14 protein-coding genes are annotated in these 17,491 nt (G+C 72.1%); 9 read left to right on the top strand and 5 right to left on the bottom strand.

Annotated features, from left to right (window positions below):
- Window positions 1–84: 84 nt before the first annotated feature.
- The gene (locus ACIA6T_RS28085) at window positions 85–1,110 is read right to left on the bottom strand and encodes an SGNH/GDSL hydrolase family protein (RefSeq protein WP_399449264.1); all 1,026 of its coding nucleotides are present in this window, start codon (window positions 1,108–1,110) and stop codon (window positions 85–87) included.
- A gap of 163 nt (window positions 1,111–1,273) precedes the next feature.
- Between ACIA6T_RS28085 and ACIA6T_RS28090 the strand changes: the two genes are divergently transcribed.
- Window positions 1,274–2,662 carry a cystathionine beta-synthase gene (locus ACIA6T_RS28090; RefSeq protein ID WP_399449265.1) on the top strand — a complete coding sequence of 463 codons (1,389 nt, stop codon included), beginning with the start codon at window positions 1,274–1,276 and terminating at the stop codon, window positions 2,660–2,662.
- 482 nt (window positions 2,663–3,144) lie between these two features.
- Here the strand turns inward: ACIA6T_RS28090 and ACIA6T_RS28095 are convergent, their stop codons facing one another.
- Together ACIA6T_RS28095 and ACIA6T_RS28100 are read right to left on the bottom strand one after the other, a co-directional pair.
- Window positions 3,145–3,570 carry a hypothetical protein gene (locus tag ACIA6T_RS28095; RefSeq protein WP_399449279.1) on the bottom strand — a complete coding sequence of 142 codons (426 nt, stop codon included), beginning with the start codon at window positions 3,568–3,570 and terminating at the stop codon, window positions 3,145–3,147.
- Between the two features lie 86 nt (window positions 3,571–3,656).
- Window positions 3,657–5,399, bottom strand: coding sequence for an LCP family protein (locus ACIA6T_RS28100; RefSeq protein WP_399449266.1), 1,743 nt, complete (start codon window positions 5,397–5,399; stop codon window positions 3,657–3,659).
- 268 nt (window positions 5,400–5,667) lie between these two features.
- On the opposite strand from ACIA6T_RS28100, the gene ACIA6T_RS28105 reads away from it, so the two are divergent.
- A complete protein-coding gene (locus tag ACIA6T_RS28105; RefSeq protein ID WP_399449268.1) occupies window positions 5,668–6,513 on the top strand; it encodes a MurR/RpiR family transcriptional regulator in 846 nt (281 codons plus the stop codon).
- A gap of 119 nt (window positions 6,514–6,632) precedes the next feature.
- Window positions 6,633–7,217 (top strand): hypothetical protein, encoded by a 585-nt coding sequence (locus ACIA6T_RS28110; RefSeq protein WP_399449269.1) that lies wholly within the window; start codon window positions 6,633–6,635, stop codon window positions 7,215–7,217.
- A gap of 79 nt (window positions 7,218–7,296) precedes the next feature.
- Here ACIA6T_RS28110 and ACIA6T_RS28115 read toward each other — a convergent pair whose 3' ends face one another.
- A complete protein-coding gene (locus ACIA6T_RS28115) occupies window positions 7,297–8,709 on the bottom strand; it encodes a diaminopimelate decarboxylase (RefSeq protein ID WP_399449270.1) in 1,413 nt (470 codons plus the stop codon).
- A gap of 119 nt (window positions 8,710–8,828) precedes the next feature.
- Between ACIA6T_RS28115 and hutU the strand changes: the two genes are divergently transcribed.
- The 4 genes from hutU (at window position 8,829) to hutI (ending at window position 14,645) form a co-directional block, all read left to right on the top strand.
- Window positions 8,829–10,547: a urocanate hydratase gene (gene hutU, locus ACIA6T_RS28120; RefSeq protein WP_399449271.1), complete on the top strand. Its 1,719-nt coding sequence runs from the start codon at window positions 8,829–8,831 to the stop codon at window positions 10,545–10,547.
- 362 nt (window positions 10,548–10,909) lie between these two features.
- Window positions 10,910–12,112 carry an allantoate amidohydrolase gene (locus ACIA6T_RS28125; RefSeq protein ID WP_399449280.1) on the top strand — a complete coding sequence of 401 codons (1,203 nt, stop codon included), beginning with the start codon at window positions 10,910–10,912 and terminating at the stop codon, window positions 12,110–12,112.
- A complete protein-coding gene (locus ACIA6T_RS28130) occupies window positions 12,109–13,452 on the top strand; it encodes a formimidoylglutamate deiminase (RefSeq protein ID WP_399449272.1) in 1,344 nt (447 codons plus the stop codon). Before ACIA6T_RS28125 ends, ACIA6T_RS28130 begins: the two co-directional genes overlap by 4 nt.
- Window positions 13,453–13,472: 20 nt before the next feature.
- Window positions 13,473–14,645 (top strand): imidazolonepropionase, encoded by a 1,173-nt coding sequence (gene hutI / locus ACIA6T_RS28135; RefSeq protein ID WP_399449273.1) that lies wholly within the window; start codon window positions 13,473–13,475, stop codon window positions 14,643–14,645.
- 84 nt (window positions 14,646–14,729) lie between these two features.
- Here hutI and ACIA6T_RS28140 read toward each other — a convergent pair whose 3' ends face one another.
- Entirely contained in the window at window positions 14,730–15,644 is a 915-nt protein-coding gene (locus tag ACIA6T_RS28140) for an RNA polymerase sigma factor SigF (protein WP_399449274.1), read from the bottom strand.
- A gap of 268 nt (window positions 15,645–15,912) precedes the next feature.
- Here ACIA6T_RS28140 and ACIA6T_RS28145 point away from each other — a divergent pair, with 268 nt between their 5' ends.
- Together ACIA6T_RS28145 and ACIA6T_RS28150 are read left to right on the top strand one after the other, a co-directional pair.
- Window positions 15,913–16,290, top strand: coding sequence for an STAS domain-containing protein (locus ACIA6T_RS28145; protein WP_385050307.1), 378 nt, complete (start codon window positions 15,913–15,915; stop codon window positions 16,288–16,290).
- A 242-nt stretch (window positions 16,291–16,532) separates the two neighbouring features.
- Window positions 16,533–17,117 (top strand): ATP-binding protein, encoded by a 585-nt coding sequence (locus ACIA6T_RS28150; RefSeq protein WP_399449275.1) that lies wholly within the window; start codon window positions 16,533–16,535, stop codon window positions 17,115–17,117.
- The last annotated feature ends 374 nt before the right edge of the window (window positions 17,118–17,491 follow it).

A 17,491-nucleotide genomic window follows, 5' to 3' on the forward strand; every position in this document is an offset into this window, starting at 1 on the left:
GGGTGCGGCGGCGTGACTGTCCGCGGCTGCGTGGGGTGGGGTGCGGTCGTCCGCCGCGGAGGCGGTCGCGGCGGACGACCGGTGTCACGACGGCTGGGCCGAAGGCTCCGGCTCCGTCTCCGCGACCCGCCGGCGCCGGCGGCGTTTCAGCAGGGCCCACGGCCCCCGCGAACCCGCCGGCATCGCCGCGGTGACCTCCGTACCCGCCTCCGCCGCCGCCTCCGCCGCGGCCCGCGCCACCGGCAGGAACCCCTCCCGGCGGGCGGCGTCCGGCCGCTCCTCCTCCGCCGGCCACAGCCCCAGCGCCGCGCACACCGTCGGTAGTATCGCCATCGCGGCCGTGGCGTACCCCTCCACCGAGGGGTGATAGCTGTCCGGCCCGAACAGCTCCCGCGGGTTCGCAGCGAACTCCGGCCCCAGCAGATCCCCCAGCGACACCGTCCGCCCGCCCTGCTCGACCGCCCCGATCGTCTGCGCCGCCGCCAGCTGCCGCGAGGCCCGCCGGGCCAGCCAGCGCAGCGGCTGCCGCACCGGCTCCACCGAGCCGAGATCGGGGCAGGTGCCGACGACCACCTCCGCACCGGCCGTCCGCAGCCGCCGTACCGCCGACGACAGATGACGCACGGAACGGGTGGGCGGCATCCGATGGGTGACGTCGTTGGCGCCGATCATGATCACGCAGATGTCCGGCACCCGGGAGGGATCCGCCAGCGCCCGCGTCACCTGCCGGTCCAGGTCGTCGGAACAGGCCCCGGGCACCGCGACCGTGCTCAGTCCCACCGGACGTTCCGCGATCGCCGCGACCCCCGACGCCAGCAGCGCGCCCGGTGTCTGCCCGGCCCGGTGCACGCCCTGCCCGGCCGCCGTGGAGTCGCCCAGCATCGTCAGCCGCAGCGCCGGTTCGCCCGGCACCGTGTACGCGGCGCCGTACAGCCCGTCCGCGTTCGGTACGTGAGGAGCCGTACCGTTGCCCACCCGGCGCCGCGCCAGTTGGGCCTCGGCCACCAGGAGTCCCACGGCGGCCGCCCCGGCCAGTCCGATGCCCCCGCCGCCGTACGCCGCGCCGGCCGCGATCCGGCGGGCCACCCTCGCCCTCGACAAGCCCGTCATCCCTCGCCGCCACCTCCTCGAACCCGTACACCCAGTGCTTGCCCCGTACGGACCGTGCTCCAATCCCCACAGCGAGTGAACGACCCGGCCGGGTTCGGACCGGTGAGGGCCTAGGCTGGCAGCACCACTACGACCACCCCTTTTGCAGCATCCGGAGACAACGGTGCAATTCCACGACTCGATGATCAGCCTCGTCGGCAACACCCCGCTGGTGCGGCTCAACAGCGTGACCAAGGGCATCAGGGCGACCGTCCTGGCCAAGGTGGAGTACTTCAACCCGGGCGGTTCCGTGAAGGACCGCATCGCCCTGCGCATGATCGAGGCGGCGGAACAGAGCGGGGAGCTCAGGCCCGGCGGCACCATCGTCGAGCCGACCAGCGGCAACACCGGGGTCGGACTCGCCATCGTGGCCCAGCAGAAGGGCTACAAGTGCATCTTCGTCTGCCCGGACAAGGTCTCCACGGACAAGATCAACGTACTGCGGGCCTACGGCGCCGAGGTCGTCGTCTGCCCGACCGCCGTGGACCCCGAGCACCCCGACTCCTACTACAACGTCTCCGACCGGCTGGTGCGCGAGACGCCGGGGGCCTGGAAGCCGGACCAGTACTCCAACCCCCACAACCCGCTCTCCCACTACCACTCCACCGGCCCGGAGCTGTGGGAGCAGACGGAAGGGAAGATCACCCACTTCGTGGCCGGCGTCGGAACCGGCGGCACCATCTCCGGGACCGGGCGCTACCTGAAGGAGGCCAGCGACGGTGGCGTGAAGGTGATCGGCGCCGACCCCGAGGGCTCCGTGTACTCCGGCGGCTCCGGGCGGCCGTACCTGGTCGAGGGCGTCGGCGAGGACTTCTGGCCGACCGCGTACGACCGTGACATCGCGGACGAGATCGTCGCCGTCTCCGACAAGGACTCCTTCCAGATGACCCGCCGGCTCGCCAAGGAGGAGGGCCTGCTGGTCGGCGGCTCCTGCGGCATGGCGGTCGTGGCGGCGCTGGAGGTGGCCTCGCGGCTCGGTGAGGACGACGTGGTCGTCGTCCTGCTGCCGGACAGCGGCCGCGGTTACCTCAGCAAGATCTTCAACGACGAGTGGATGGCCGACTACGGCTTCCTGGAGGACGCCGGCACCAGCGCCCGTGTCGGCGACGTCCTCGACGACAAGGAGGGCGGCCACATCCCCTCCCTCGTCCACATGCACCCCGACGAGACGATCGGCCAGGCCATCGAGGTGCTGCGCGAGTACGGCGTCTCGCAGATGCCGGTGGTCAAGCCGGGCGCCGGTCACCCGGACGTGATGGCCGCCGAGGTCGTCGGCTCGGTGGTGGAGCGGGAACTGCTGGACGCGCTGTTCAGCAAGAGCGCCTCCCTGGAAGACCCGCTGGAGAAGCACATGTCAGCGCCGCTGCCGCAGGTCGGTTCCGGTGAGCCCGTCGCGGACCTGATGGCCGTCCTCGGCAAGGCGGACGCGGCGATCGTCCTCGTCGAGGGCAAGCCGACCGGTGTGGTCAGCCGCCAGGACCTGCTGTCCTTCCTCGCCAGGACCGGGAAGTGACGGGGCGTCGGACGGGAACGCCGGTGAACCCACGGTGAACGGCCGGGCGTCGGCGCGTTCGTGATCTTCGTGGACTTCGCGGAAGTGGTACGAGCGTGTCACGTCCGCGCAGCACTCGCTTAACACGGGTCCGGCACATTGGTGGGTGTCGGCAGGGACGGTGGGGGTACCACCCAGGCGTTGAGCACTGGGGGAGGCTCCCCGTTCCGGTCGGCGACCGAACGGCGTCGAAGGACCTCCGGAGCGGCTCCCGGACCTCCATGGACGCCCCGGACGCGTGGCCTGCCTCAACGGGCGCGCGTCCCTCGCGGGGACCGCCGTCGTCCCGCCCCCCGGTGACGGGGGTGCGGCGGTCCCCGCGCAAGCGCCCCCCCCTTCGCGTCTGAACCGGCGCCGCTCTCGCGGAGGTGGTTGCTCGCCGTCGGGGTCGCTCAATTGATGGTTGCGGCCGGCGTCGCTCTGGACTGACCCGGGGCGTGGCCTCAGTCCTCCCAGTCGGTGTCCCGCGCGGACTTGCGGCGGTGTCCGAACAGCCCCGGGTTGGTCCGTGCGGCCTGGACGACGTTGACGCCGACGATGCCCAGCCAGGCGACCAGCAGTCCGGGCAGGTCGCCCACACCCCCGCCGATCGCGGACAGCGGCACCGCCAGGACCAGCGAGACGATGCCGAAGCCGAAGCGCTCGCCCCAGGAGTCCGTGGCCTGCGGCGACCGGGAGTCCCGGGCCACCGTCATCTGCTGCTCGGCGAACTGCCGGCGCACCCGGCGCTCCACCACGCCGTCGATGCGCTGATCGACCTTCTCCAGGAACGAGTCGACCAGCGCGGACTCGTACTCCTCGCCCAGCTCCCTGCGGGCCTGCAGGGAGGCGTCGAGTTCCTTCTTCAGCTCGGTGTCCCGCGCGTCCATTCCGGTCATGCGGTCCACGGTAGGCAGGCGGGAGACCGATGACACTGGGGGTAACCCCCCCTCTCGGTCTCGGGTTCGCCGCGCCGTTACTTCTTGCACATCTTCTCGTCGGCCCGGGACTGCTTCACGTCGACCTTCTTCGGCAGGGTGATGGGGACACCGGCCTTCTTGAAGTCGGGGCCGAGGGTGAGCGTCATCGGGGTCGTCGCGTCGGCGTCCTCCGCGCCGGGCTTCATGGCCGAGGCGGGCAGGCCCATCAGGTCGGCGAGCTTGCGGGCCTGGTCGGCCTGGTTCGGGGCGTACTCCAGCCGGGTCTTGTCGACCTCGGCCGGTGCGTTGCCCTTGTTGGAGGACCTGGCCACGCCCTGACCGGTCTGCAGCCAGGCCAGGGTGTCCTGCGCGGCACCGTCCGGGCCGCCGCCGTTGAGGACGTCGACGCGGATCTCGGACGCCTCGGCCCGCGTGCCCTCCAGCAGTTCGGCCTGCTTGTCCTTGGCGTCCTTCTCCTTCTTCTTCACCTCGGTGAGGGAGATGTCGTTCTGCAGCATGCTGAAGAGCTTCGGGGCCTCGGTCGGGTCCAGTACGACGGTGACGGGCGTGGGCTCGTCCGGATTGTCGACCACCGGCAGGGTCATCAGGGTGATGTTCTTCAGGTCGATCTCGCCGAGTTCCTTGGCGAGGGCGAGCAGCTTGCCGGGGCTGCCTATGCCCTTGTCCACGGTGAGGGACTTGGTGGCCGCGTCGGCGACGTCGAGCATCTTCGACGGGCTGTCCAGCGTGTCCTCCTTGAGCTGGCGGAGCATCGACGCGACGAACTTCTGCTGCATCTCGATCCGGTCCAGGTCGCTCTCGTTCTTCAGACCGTGCCGGTTGCGGAGGAAGGAGAGCGCGTCCTCGCCCTGGACGGTGCTCTCCCCGGCCGGCAGATCGAGTCCGGAGCCGCCGTCCAGGTCCTTGATGGGCTCCTCCAGGCACACCTTGACGCCGCCGACCGCGGTGGACAGCGTCTTGACCGCGTTGAAGTCGAACATCATGAAGTGGTCGAGCTCGAGGCCGGTGATCTCCTCGACGGTGAGCATGGTGCAGCCCGGATCGCGGCCGTTCACACCGTAGGACTCGTTGAACTTGGTGGCGACCGTCGAGCCGGGGATCTTCTTGGTGGAACCGTCGGACTGTTTGGACTCGCAGTCCGGGATCTCGATCATCAGGTCGCGGGGGATGCTCACCACGGTCGCGTTGGTGCGGTCCTCGGACATGTGGAAGAGGAGCGTGGTGTCGGCGTGGCCGGTGACGTTGGTCCGGTTGCCGTAGGCCTCGTTGCCCTCGCCGGTGCGGACGTCGTTGCCGATGACCAGGAGGTTGACCGGCCCGTCCGCCACGGCCTCGTCACTGCCCACGTCACCTATGTCGACGGTGTCGATGTTGCCGGAGAGGCGGTCGTACCAGTAGTACGCGAACGCCGAACCGCCCACGAGGACCAGGCCGAGGACGCCTCCCGTCCACATCAGCGCCTTCTTCTTGCCGCTCCGCTTCTGCCTGCGCTTGCGGCGGCCGTGGTCGGGCGTGTCCTCCGGCGCGGACGCGGGCGTGTCTTCCGGTGCGGGTGCCGGTGCGGGTGTGGGTGCGGCACGGCGGCCACGCTGGCCGGGGACGCGGGCGGGCGCGGTGGAGCCGGGGCGCGCGGCGCTACGGGGGCGGGGCGTCTTCGGCTGCTCCGGCTGCTGTGGGGAATCGTTCAGCCGCAGCTCGTAATCGCCGGTCTCCGGGTTGAGTACCCACTGGTCGGCAGGGTCGGTTCCGTCCGCCTGCCCACGACTTCGCGCGTCCACGCCTGTACCAGTCCTCCGTCGGGTGCCACATGGGTCGCCTGCGCCTCAAGGCGCTCTGTTGTTCGACGAGTTACGCTATCCGGCCCGTTCCGGATGTGGTGACGTCGTAGCAAAATCGTCGAGTTCCGGATCTGTCGCCGAAACGGGCACAGCGGGCGATCTCCGCCCATCGCGATGGGCGGTCGGCGCGGCCCCGCATGCGCCTGTATAACGGTATGCAGGAATTTCGACAGGTGAATAGGTCGAGGCGTCGAGGGGGAGTCAGGTCATGAGTGGCGGCACCGAGAGCCCTGCCGCGCGTCTCCAGGCGCTCTTCGAGGGGCACCGGCTGACGCCGACCCAGCGGCGCATCGCGCACAGCATGGTGCGGCGCGCCGCCGACGTGCCCTTCCTGTCCAGCGTGGAGCTGGCCGAACTGGCCGGGGTCAGCCAGCCGTCCGTGACCCGGTTCGCCGTCGCCCTCGGCTTCGACGGCTACCCCGCCCTGCGCCGGCACCTGCGCGAGGTCGTGCCCGCCGAGCCGGCGCCGGAGACCGGCTCGTACAACGAGTACCAGCAGGCCGTCGAGGCCGAGATCGAGAACCTGCGGCATCTGGCGGAGGTGCTGGCCGACCCCCGGCCGGTGCGGCAGGCGGGCCGGGTGCTGGCCGGAAGCCGGCCACTGCCCGTGCTGGGGCTGCGGGCCGCGGCGGCCCAGGCACACGGGTTCGCCTACTTCGCCGCCAAGGTCCACACGGACGTACGGCTGCTCAACGAGGGCGGCACGATGCTCCACGACCGGATCGACGCCGCCGCGCGGGCCGGGGCGAGCGCCCTGCTGTGCTTCGCCCTGCCCCGGTACCCCCGCGAGGTCGTCGACGCCCTCGCCCACGCCAAGGAGACGGGGCTGACCGTGGTCACCGTCGCCGACTCCCCGTTCGCACCGGTCGCCAAGGTGTCCGACCTGCTGCTGCCCGCCGCCGTCGGCACCGGGCTGGCCTTCGACACGGCGTGCGCGCCGATGCTGCTGGGCCGGGTGCTGCTGGAGGCGATGTGCGACGACCTGCCCGACGCGCAGGCACGGCTGGAGGAGTTCGACGCGAAGGCGGCGGCGCGCGGGCTGTTCGTGGACTGACGGTACGGGAACGACGGCGGGGCGGTCCGTCCGCCCGTGTTCTCAGACTCGTCTCACCTTGTGTCGCTAGCGTCCGTCCCCCAGGACATGCACAGGCATCGGAGGACGGGAGGCCGGACGTGACGCGCGGAGGACAGGGACTGGCCCGGGTGGCCGTCGTCGTACGGGCCGGGGCCGCGCCGCTGTGGTGGCCGGGAGTGGTCGCGGCGGGCACCGGGGTGTTGGTGCCGGGACTGACCGGGCGCCGGATCGGTGTACTGGCGGGCGCCGCGCTGTTCCTCGTGGCGGCGGCCGTCGTGGCGTACGGGCGGCGGGGACGGTACCGCGCACTGGCCCGGTCGGCGGCCCGTGCGGGCAAGCACGACGTGCTCCAGGACCGGGCGGTGACCGTCCGCAACTGGCGTCGCGGGCACCGCTGGTGGCTGCTGCTCGCCTTCGCCGCCGCGCTGGGCACGGCGTTCGTGGTGCCCGCCGCCGGTGGTCTGCTGCTCGCCGGGTGCGGGGTGGGGCTGCGGCTGAAGGCGGCCTGGATCGGGCGCCTGGAACAGGCGGACGAGGTGCTGCTGTGGGTACGCGTGGACTGGCTCGGCGCGGGGGCGGGGCGGCCTGCGGGCAAGGTGGTCAAGGGGTACCGGACGACCGGTGTCGCGGCGGGTGACGCGGCGCCGGGCGGCTCCCGCCGCAGGGCTGCCGTGCCGGCCTGAGCACGGTGGTTCCCCGCGGGCGCGTCCGGGCCGGGCGCGCCCGCGCGGCGGAGCCGCACGTCGGCACAGCCCCGCGTTCCTAGGGGAGCAGGGCGTCGGTGTGGGCGGCGCCTGATTCGGTCACGATCTCCTCGATCGTCTGAGGGGTGCGTACCGTCGCGAAGGTGATGCCTCCCGTGGCGTCCGGGGTGAAGCCGTGAATACCGGGCCGGGGGAGCGAGTTGTAGGCGTAGTGGTGGGCGAAGTAGTACGCGCCCGTGTCCAGCGCCGCCGCGTAGCCGCCCTGCTCCAGCAGGGGCAGCGACTGTGCCCGGGCGAGCAGGTCGCCCGCGAAGCAGGCCGGTCCCGCCACGTCCTGCACGACCGCCGGGCCCTCCTTGGGCCGTCCCTTCGCGTCGTACGCGGCGATCCTCAGCGGCCATGACGCCGGCGCGTACACCGTCCGCGTCGCCACCTGCACGCCCGCGTGCGTCACCGCGACCGGACGCCCGCCCGCGCTCTTGGCGTACTCCACGCGCGCGACCACCGTGCCGTGCTTGGCCAGCAGCGACCGGCCGAACTCGGTGACCAGCCCGTACCGCCCGTCGAACAGCTCCGGCACCGTCTCGCTCAGCAGCCGCGCGTACCGCCCGTACGTCGGTGTGCTCGCCTCGGAGGCGAAGTTCACCGGCAGCCCGCCGCCGATGTCGACGGTGTCGACCTGGTGGCGTCCCGCGCGTCGGTTGATCTCCTCCGCCAGTTCGTACGTCTGAGCGACCCCCCGTGCCATCATCGTCAGCGCGATGCCCTGGGAGCCGGTGTGCGCGTGCAGCCGGGTCAGCCACGGCCGGTCCAGATACGCCCGTACGACCCACTCCCGCGCGCCCTCGTCGCGCAGTGCCACCCCGAACTTCGACGTCGCCGTCGCCGTGGACAGCGCCTCGATGGAACCGCCTCCGACCTGCGGGTTCACCCGGATGCCGACGGGGGAGCGGGAGCCGGATCCCGCCATCAGGGCGTCAAGGCGGGCCAGCTCCTGCGGGTTGTCCGCGTTGACGGCGATGCCCAGCGCGAGCGCCTCCCGCAGTTCGGCGGGTGTCTTGGCGGGCGAGTCGAGGACCGTACGCTCCGGCTCCACCCCCGCCGCCCGCGCCAGCGCCAGCTCACCCGGGCTGGCCACCTCCGCGCCGATACCCTCCGCGCGCAGCAGCCGCAGTACCGGCACCAGCGGGCTCGCCTTCACCGCGAAGGCGTGCAGCACGGGCGTGCCGGGCGCCGTCACCGCCTCGAACGCCGCCCGCAGTTCGGCCGCCGACTCCCGGATGCCGGTCACGTCGAGCAGGGCCACCAAGGGGGTGTCGGTGTCGAGCAGCCCCTGCTCCACGGCGGCCCGCACCGCGGCGTCCCGCCGGGCCGCCCGTCGGCCGGCGTACACGTCCACCTCGTCAGTCCGGCCGTCGTCGTAGGCCACCGTGTCCCCCGTCCCGTCGGTGTTCTCCGTGTTCGCCCGCATGCGACCAGCCAAACATCCCTCGCACGGCCGTGCCGACGCATCCCCGTCTTGACTAGCTCTATTCAGAAGATGAGTATGTGAATATCTGCGGTAACCGTCCGCAGCACAGGAGGCAGACCATGTCCGGACCCCGCCCGCCCGTCTCCCGCCACCACCCTCAACCGAGGCCCTACGGGCCGCCCCCTGGTTCTGTCCGAGCGCCGCGCGGCACCGAACCGAGCGCCCTGGGATGGCAGCAGGAGGCCGCCCTGCGGATGCTGCAGAACAACCTCGACCCGGAGGTCGCCGAGCACCCCGACAAGCTCGTCGTCTACGGCGGCACGGGGAAGGCGGCCCGCGACTGGCGTTCCTTCGACGCGATGGTGCGGACGCTGCGCACCCTCAAGCAGGACGAGACGATGCTCGTCCAGTCCGGCCGCCCCGTCGGCGTCATGCAGACCCACGAGTGGGCCCCGCGCGTCCTCATCGCCAACTCCAACCTGGTCGGCGACTGGGCCAACTGGGAGGAGTTCCGCCGCCTGGAGGCCCTCGGCCTGACCATGTACGGGCAGATGACCGCCGGTTCCTGGATCTACATCGGCACCCAGGGCATCCTCCAGGGCACCTACGAGACCTTCGCCGCCGTCGCCGCGAAGAAGTTCGGCGGCACCCTCGCCGGGACCATCGCCCTCACCGCCGGACTCGGCGGGATGGGCGGCGCCCAGCCGCTCGCCGTGACGATGAACGACGGCGTCGCCATCTGCGTCGACTGCGACCCCCGTGCGATCGACCGCCGCATCGAGCACCGGTACCTCGATGTGCGGGCCGACTCGCTCGACCACGCCCTGCGGCTGGCCGTCGAGGCCCGGGACCGGCGCGAGGCCCTGTCCATCGGCGTCCTCGGCAACGCCGCCGAGCTGGTGCCGCAGCTCCTCGCCATGGGTGCGCCCATCGACATCGTCACCGACCAGACCTCCGCCCACGATCCGCTGGCGTACCTGCCGGTGGGCGTCGCCTTCGAGGACATGGCGGACGCCGCCGCGAAGGACCCGGCCGGTTTCACCACCCGGGCCCGCGAGTCCATGGCCCGGCACGTCGAGGCGATGGTCGGCTTCCAGGACGCCGGCGCGGAGGTGTTCGACTACGGCAACTCCATCCGCGGTGAGGCGCAGCTCGCCGGGTACGAGCGCGCGTTCGCCTTCCCGGGGTTCGTGCCGGCGTACATCCGGCCGCTGTTCTGCGAGGGCAAGGGGCCCTTCCGGTGGGCCGCGCTGTCGGGTGACCCCGCCGACATCGCCAAGACCGACAAGGCGGTCCTGGAGCTGTTCCCGGAGAACGAGTCCCTGGCCCGGTGGATCAGGATGGCGGGGGAGCGGGTGCACTTCCAGGGGCTGCCCGCGCGTATCTGCTGGCTGGGGTACGGGGAGCGGGACAGGGCCGGTGAGCGGTTCAACGACATGGTCGCGAGCGGGGAGCTGGCCGCGCCGGTCGTCATCGGGCGGGACCATCTCGACTGCGGTTCGGTGGCTTCTCCCTATCGGGAGACCGAGGCGATGCTGGACGGGTCCGACGCGATCGCCGACTGGCCGTTGCTGAACGCGATGGTGAACGTGGCTTCGGGGGCGTCGTGGGTGTCCATCCACCACGGCGGGGGTGTGGGTATGGGGCGGTCGATCCATGCGGGGCAGGTGACTGTCGCCGACGGGACCGCGCTGGCGGGGGAGAAGATCCGGCGGGTGCTCACGAATGATCCCGGGATGGGTGTGATCCGGCATGCCGATGCCGGGTACGACATCGCGGAGTCGGTGGCGGGTTCGCGGGGTGTGCGGGTGCCGATGCGTGAGGGTGACCCGGCGTGAGGGACGGCACCTCTTCGGTGGGGGCGGGGGCATCGTCGCCGCCCGCGGGTACGGCTGTGCCCACCCTCCCCCATAGCCCGAAAGGCATGGGAGGTACCCCCATCGCCCTGCGGAACGACTGCCCACAGCCTGGGCGGGGCGACGGTTCGCAGCCTGGGCGGGGCGACGGTTCGCAGCCTGGGCGGGGCGACGGTTCGCAGCCTGGGCGGGGCGACGGTTCACAGTCTGGGCGGGGCGACGGCTCGCAGCCTGGGCGGGGCGACGGTTCACAGTCTGGGCGGGGCGACGGTTCACAGTCTGGGCGGGGTGGCGGTCTGGAGACCGGGCCTGGGCCGGCTCTCGGTGTGGCCTCCTTCCACGAGATGTGGGCTCAGCTGCGGCCCATCGGGCGCCATGCCGCTTCCGGCGGCTACCGGCGGTTCGCCTGGAGTGGGGCCGACGCCGACTGCCGGGGCTGGTTCGAGGCGCAGGCGCGCAGCCGCGGGCTGGCGTACGAGGTCGACCGGAACGGGAACCAGTGGGCCTGGCTCGGGGATCCGGCCGACGGGGACGCTGTCGTCACCGGGTCGCATCTGGACTCGGTGCCGGACGGCGGCGCCTTCGACGGGCCCCTCGGGGTCGTGTCCGCCTTCGCCGCGCTGGACGAGCTGCGGCGGCGGGGTGCGCGGTTCGGCAAGCCGCTCGGCATCGTCAACTTCGGGGACGAGGAGGGCGCCCGCTTCGGGCTCGCCTGTGTCGGCTCCCGGCTCACCGCGGGCGCGCTCACCGTCGAGCAGGCCCACCGGCTCACCGACGGGGACGGCATCACCCTCCCGCAGGCCATGGAGACAGCCGGATACGACCCCGACGCCATCGGCCCCGACCCCGAACGGCTCGACCGCATCGGCGCCTTCGTCGAACTCCACGTCGAACAGGGCCGCGCCCTCGACCTGTCCGGCGACCGCGTCGGCATCGCGTCCGCCATCTGGCCGCACGGCCGCTGGCGGTTCGACTTCCGGGGCGAGGCCAACCACGCCGGCACCACCCGCCTCACCGACCGGCGCGACCCCATGCTGTCGTACGCCGAGACCGTCCTCGCCGCCCGCCGCGAGGCCGAACTCGCCGGTGCCGTCGCCACCTTCGGCAAGATCGCCGTCGAGCCGAACGGCGTCAACGCCATCCCCTCCCTGGTGCGCGGCTGGCTCGACTCCCGCGCCGCCGACCAGAAGAGCCTGGACACCGTGGTGGACGGCGTACGGGAGGCCGCCCGCACCCACGCACGGGAGCACGGCGTCACCCTCGACGTCGAACGCGAGTCCTTCACCCCCGTCGTCGAGTTCGACCACGCCCTGCGCGACGAACTCGCCCGCATCCTCGGCACCGGCACCGACCTCAAGGTGCCCGTCCTCGGCACCGGCGCCGGACACGACGCCGGAATCCTCTCCGGACACGTCCCGACCGCCATGCTGTTCGTGCGCAACCCCACCGGCGTCTCGCACTCCCCGGCCGAGTCCGCCACCGAGGACGACTGCGTGGCCGGGGTCCTCGCGCTCGCCGACGTACTGGAAGGACTGGCCCGCACGTGACTGCCACCCCGCGGACGTACTGGCTGGAGCACGCCTGGCTCGGCAGCCTCGTCGAGCCGGGCGTGACCATCGAGGTCCGGGACGGGCGCGTCACCGCCGTCCGCCCGGACACCCCCGCCCCGCCGCCCGGCGCCGAGATCCTGCGCGGACTGACCCTCCCCGGACTGGCGAACGCGCACAGCCACGCCTTCCACCGGGCCCTGCGCTCCACCGTCCAGGTGGGGTCCGGGACCTTCTGGACCTGGCGCGAGGTCATGTACGCCACGGCCGGCCGGCTCACCCCGGACACGTACCACGCCCTCGCCCGTGCGACCTACGCCGAGATGGCGCTGGCCGGCATCACCACCGTCGGCGAGTTCCACTACGTCCACCACGCCCCCGGCGGCACGCCCTACGCCGACCCCAACGCCATGGGCGAGGCGCTCATCGAGGCCGCCGCCGAAGCCGGTGTCCGCATCACCCTCCTCGACACCGCCTATCTCTCCTCCGGCTTCGGACAGCCGCCCACCACCCACCAGCTCCGCTTCTCCGACGGCGACGCGGACGCCTGGGCCACACGCTGTTCAGTTCTCAAGGAACGGGATCACGCACGGATCGGGGCGGCCGTCCACTCCGTCCGGGCCGTACCGGCGGAGCAGTTGGCGACCGTGGCGCGGTGGGCCGAGGAGCGGCGGGCCCCGCTCCATGTGCACCTGTCCGAGCAGACCGCCGAGAACGACGCCTGCCGGGAGGCCCACGGCTGCACCCCGACGCAGCTCCTGGCCCTGCACGGCGTCCTCGGACCGCGCACCACAGGCGTCCACAACACCCACCTCACCGCCGAGGACATCGCCCTCATCGGCGGCAGCGGCACCGGCACCTGCATGTGCCCGACCACCGAACGCGACCTCGCCGACGGCATCGGACCCGCCGCCGCCCTGCAGAACGAGGGCTCCCCGCTCTCCCTCGGCTCCGACAGCCATGCCGTGATCGACCTGTTCGAAGAGGCCCGCGCGATGGAGCTGAACGAGCGCCTGCGCACCCGCACCCGCGGCCACTGGACGGCCTCCGCGCTGCTGCGGGCCGCCACCGCCGACGGACACGCGGCCCTCGGCTGGGACGACACCGGCCGCATCGAGGCCGGGGCGCGCGCCGACCTCACCACCCTCGCGCTCGACTCGGTCAGAACAGCGGGGCCGCCGCCCGGACTCGGCGCCGAGACGGCCGTATTCGCGGCAACGGCAGCGGACGTACGGCACACGGTCGTGGCGGGCCGGCACGTCGTACGCGACGGGGCGCACACGCTCGTACCCGATGTGCCCGGAGCCCTCGCGCAGGCGGTTCGAGCACTGCGCGCCTGACGACCACCCACGAGGACATCATGAGCAGCACCGTCATCAGCGACATCGCCACGCTGGTCACCAACGACCCCTCCCTCGGTGACAGTTCTCCCCTCGGTCTGGTCCGGGACGCGGCCGTCGTCATCGAGGGCGACCGCGTCGTGTGGACCGGTGAATCAAGCAAAGCACCCGCCACTGACAACCGGGTCGACGCCGAGGGCCGGGCGGTCCTGCCGGGCTTCGTCGACTCCCACTCCCATCTGGTCTTCGCCGGTGACCGCACCGAGGAGTTCAACGCCCGGATGTCGGGCCGCGCCTACAGCGCCGGCGGCATCCGTACGACCGTCGCCGCCACCCGGGCCGCCGGCGACGGGGAACTGGAGGCGAACCTCACCCGTTTCCTCGGCGAGGCGCTCCGCCAGGGCACCACGACCTTCGAGACCAAGTCCGGCTACGGCCTGACCGTCGAGGACGAGGCCCGCGCCCTGCGCCTGGCCGCCCGCCACACCGACGAGGTCACCTACCTCGGCGCCCACGTCGTCGCGCCCGAGTACGCCGAGGACCCGGCCGGATACGTCGCCCTGGTCACCGGCGAGATGCTGGACGCCTGCGCGCCGCACGCCCGCTGGATCGACGTCTTCTGCGAGAAGGGCGCCTTCGACGGCGACCAGGCCCGCGCGATCCTCACCGCCGGAAAGGCGAAGGGCCTGCACCCGCGCGTCCACGCCAACCAGCTCTCCCACGGCCCCGGCGTCCGGCTCGCCGTCGAGCTCGACGCGGCCAGCGCCGACCACTGCACCCACCTCACCGACGCCGACGTGGACGCCCTCGCGAACAGCCGTACCGTCGCCACCCTGCTCCCCGGCGCCGAGTTCTCCACCCGCGCCGAGTGGCCGGACGCCCGGCGGCTCATCGACGCCGGGGCCACGGTCGCGCTGTCCACCGACTGCAACCCCGGCTCGTCCTTCACGTCCTCCGTCCCCTTCTGCGTCGCGCTGGCGGTACGGGACATGGGGATGACGCCGGACGAGGCCGTCTGGTCGGCCACCGCGGGCGGCGCGGCGGCCCTGCGCCGCACCGACATCGGCCGGCTGACCCCGGGCGCGTACGCCGACCTCACCCTTCTCGACGCCCCGAGCCACGTCCACCTCGCCTACCGGCCCGGTGTGCCGCTGGTCGCGGGCGTGTGGCGGCGGGGCGTGCGCGAGGTGTGAGCGGCGCGGGGCGCCCCGGACATCCCGAAGGGGGCGGACCGGTCTCGGACCGCCCCCTTGAGGACGAACGTCACCCGGTGAGGATCACTCCTCGACCGTGAGCCCCTTGCGCAGTTTCACCAGCGTCCGCGACAGCAGGCGGGAGACGTGCATCTGGGAGATGCCCAGTTCCTCGCCGATCTCGGACTGGGTCATGCCCGCGACGAAGCGCAGGGAGAGGATCTTCCGGTCCCGCGGCGGCAGTTCGGCGATCAGCGGCTTCAACGACTCGACGTACTCGATGCCTTCGAGCCCGTGGTCCTCGTACCCGATCCGGTCCGCCAGGGCGCCCTCGGCGTCGTCTTCCTCCGGCTGGGCGTCCAGCGAGGAGGCGGTGTAGGCGTTCGACGCCGCCATGCCCTCGATGACCTCGTCGTTGGTGATGCCCAGACGCTCCGCCAGCTCGGCCACCGTCGGAGCCCGGTCGAGCTGCTGGGCCAGCTCGTCACCGGCCTTGGCCAGGTCGAGCCGGAGCTCCTGCAGCCGGCGCGGCACGCGCACGGACCACGAGGTGTCGCGGAAGAAGCGCTTGATCTCGCCGATGATGGTGGGCATCGCGAAGGTGGGGAACTCCACGCCGCGCGACAGTTCGAAGCGGTCGATCGCCTTGATCAGGCCGATGGTGCCGACCTGGATGATGTCCTCCATCGGCTCGCTGCGCGAGCGGAAACGGGAGGCGGCGAACTTGACCAGGGCGAGGTTCAGCTCCACGAGCGTGTTGCGTACGTACGAATACTCGTGGGTGCCTTCCTCCAGCGACTCGAGGCGCTCGAAGAGGGTCTTGGACAGGGCCCGAGCGTCGACCGGGCCCACCTCGTCGTACGGGGGGATCTCCGGGAGCCCGGCGAGTAGGTCGTCCGGGACGACGACCGGGTCGTCCCGCTCGATGGGATCCAGATGTTCCGGAGGGAGTGTCGACGTCGCTTTCGGGGTACGCGATGCGTCGAGCCGGGGTGACATGATGTCCTCCATCGTTCTCGGCATATGGCTGCCGAAGCCGATACGTGCACTGCGGTGTGCGGCGCCTCCAAAGCCGGCCGTGTCGGTTACGTGTTCTTACCTGGTACGTGTTCCTACTAGCCCTACCCGCTTTCCCGAGCCGACCGCAAGTGCGGTACGTTCGCATGTGTCCGTTTGTGTGTGATTGTTCGGCTGTCGGAGCGTGGCCATAAGGCGTAATGTTCGAGGACGTCAGCAGGCAGCCACGAAGTCGGGAGAGAGAGACGGCATGGACCGCGGGACGGTCGGCAGCGCACAGTCGGGCCGGCTTCTGGTCGAGGTGCGAGAAGAGGGCCCCAGTGCCGTCGTGACTCCGGCGGGTGAGTTGGATCACCACACCGCCGATCTGTTGCGTGAGCCACTGGAGGACTGCCTCGCCAAGGGATTCAAGCGGCTTGTCATCGACTGCTCCAGGCTGGAGTTCTGTGACTCCACGGGGCTGAACGTGCTGCTCGGTGCCCGGCTGAAGGCCGAGGCGGCCGGGGGTGGGGTCCATCTCGTGGGGATGCAGCCCGTCGTCGCGCGGGTGTTCGAGATCACGGGGGCGGACGCGGTGTTCACCATTCACGACACTCTCGAGGCGGCGCTGGCCGACGATTCGGCGTGACCCGCGCGGGCACGCCCGGCGGGGCGCTCCTGTCACTCCCGTCGTCGGAGAGTGCCTTCCGTCGCGCCTTTTCGTGCGAATACGGGGGTGTCCCCTCGGTCCGTCCGGGCAGGAGACACCCTGAACATGCCGGACACGGTGGTCGCGAGGACGCCGGGAACCGGATGCGCCGTACGCGCGTGACCGACCGAGTACGGAAACTTGTGAATCGTGAACTGGTGACACGGTGAGGTGAAGCGCTGATGAGCACCACCCGGCCCTGCTCGCCGGGCGACCGCGGTCCGGAGCCCGGCGGCGCTTCCGGGACGCCCGGGGGCGGCGCGCCGGCGGGGAGCGCGCCCGACGGGGGTGTCGCCGCGCCCACCGTGCCGCCGGGGTCTTCCGGGCCACCGGGGTCTTCCGGACCGTCGGGCGGCGGTGGCCAGGTCCGCCGGCTGAGCTTCGACGGCCAGAGCGGCGTCGTGCCGCTCGCCCGTGACTTCACCCGCCAGGCGTTGTACGCGTGGGGCTGGCTGCCCGCCGCCACCGCCGATCAGCGGGCTGCCGCCGAGGACGTCCTGCTCGTCGTCTCCGAGCTGGTCACCAATGCCTGCCTGCACGCCGAGGGGCCGGATCATCTGGCCATCACCTGTGACAAGAAGGTGATCCGGATCGAGGTCACCGACCGGGGTACGGGGCAGCCGGCCCCGCGCAACCCGCACCGGGCGGGGCGGCCGGGTGGCCACGGCATGTTCATCGTGCAGCGGCTCTGTCTGGACTGGGGGGTCGTGCGGGCGCCGGACGTCGCGGGCAAGACGGTCTGGGCGGAGCTCGGGGCACCCGCGTAGTTCCGGCCCGCCCCGCCGTGCCCGGATTCCCGCACCGGTCCGCGCTGTTCCTGCACCGGCCCGCGCTGGTTCCGACCTGAGGGTTTCTTCGCCCCCGCCGCCCCTTCCCCTTCCCGTCCCCCGGGGGCGCTGCCCCCGGACCCCCGCTCCTCAAACGCCGGAGAGGCTGACTTTCAGCCTCTCCGGCGTTACGGGAAGGGGCGGCGGGGGCGAAAGGCAAGTGGTCGTACACGCCCCACCCATCCCCGGGAACGCCCGAAGGGCCCCGCATCCGTCTCGGGATGCTGTTGGTTAATTCGGGCCTGGTCACTTCGCCCCGCCGCTATGCGGCGGGGCGAAGTGCTGTCAGGGGGCTGGTGCGGGTGCGGGCTCGG

It is taken from the genome of Streptomyces sp. NPDC051740 (genome assembly GCF_044453165.1).
Classification (GTDB): domain Bacteria; phylum Actinomycetota; class Actinomycetes; order Streptomycetales; family Streptomycetaceae; genus Streptomyces; species Streptomyces atrovirens.

Bases quoted from the DNA above. Each gene is read 5' to 3' on its own strand.
- hutU (WP_399449271.1), top strand. From the start codon at position 8,829: ATGTCCGGACCCCGCCCGCCCGTCTCCCGCCACCACCCTCAACCGAGG.
- ACIA6T_RS28145 (WP_385050307.1), top strand. From the start codon at position 15,913: ATGGACCGCGGGACGGTCGGCAGCGCACAGTCGGGCCGGCTTCTGGTC.
- ACIA6T_RS28115 (WP_399449270.1), bottom strand. From the start codon at position 8,709: ATGCGGGCGAACACGGAGAACACCGACGGGACGGGGGACACGGTGGCC.
- ACIA6T_RS28125 (WP_399449280.1), top strand. From the start codon at position 10,910: ATGTGGGCTCAGCTGCGGCCCATCGGGCGCCATGCCGCTTCCGGCGGC.
- ACIA6T_RS28150 (WP_399449275.1), top strand. From the start codon at position 16,533: ATGAGCACCACCCGGCCCTGCTCGCCGGGCGACCGCGGTCCGGAGCCC.
- hutI (WP_399449273.1), top strand. From the start codon at position 13,473: ATGAGCAGCACCGTCATCAGCGACATCGCCACGCTGGTCACCAACGAC.
- ACIA6T_RS28085 (WP_399449264.1), bottom strand. From the start codon at position 1,110: ATGACGGGCTTGTCGAGGGCGAGGGTGGCCCGCCGGATCGCGGCCGGC.
- ACIA6T_RS28140 (WP_399449274.1), bottom strand. From the start codon at position 15,644: ATGTCACCCCGGCTCGACGCATCGCGTACCCCGAAAGCGACGTCGACA.
- ACIA6T_RS28105 (WP_399449268.1), top strand. From the start codon at position 5,668: ATGAGTGGCGGCACCGAGAGCCCTGCCGCGCGTCTCCAGGCGCTCTTC.
- ACIA6T_RS28095 (WP_399449279.1), bottom strand. From the start codon at position 3,570: ATGGACGCGCGGGACACCGAGCTGAAGAAGGAACTCGACGCCTCCCTG.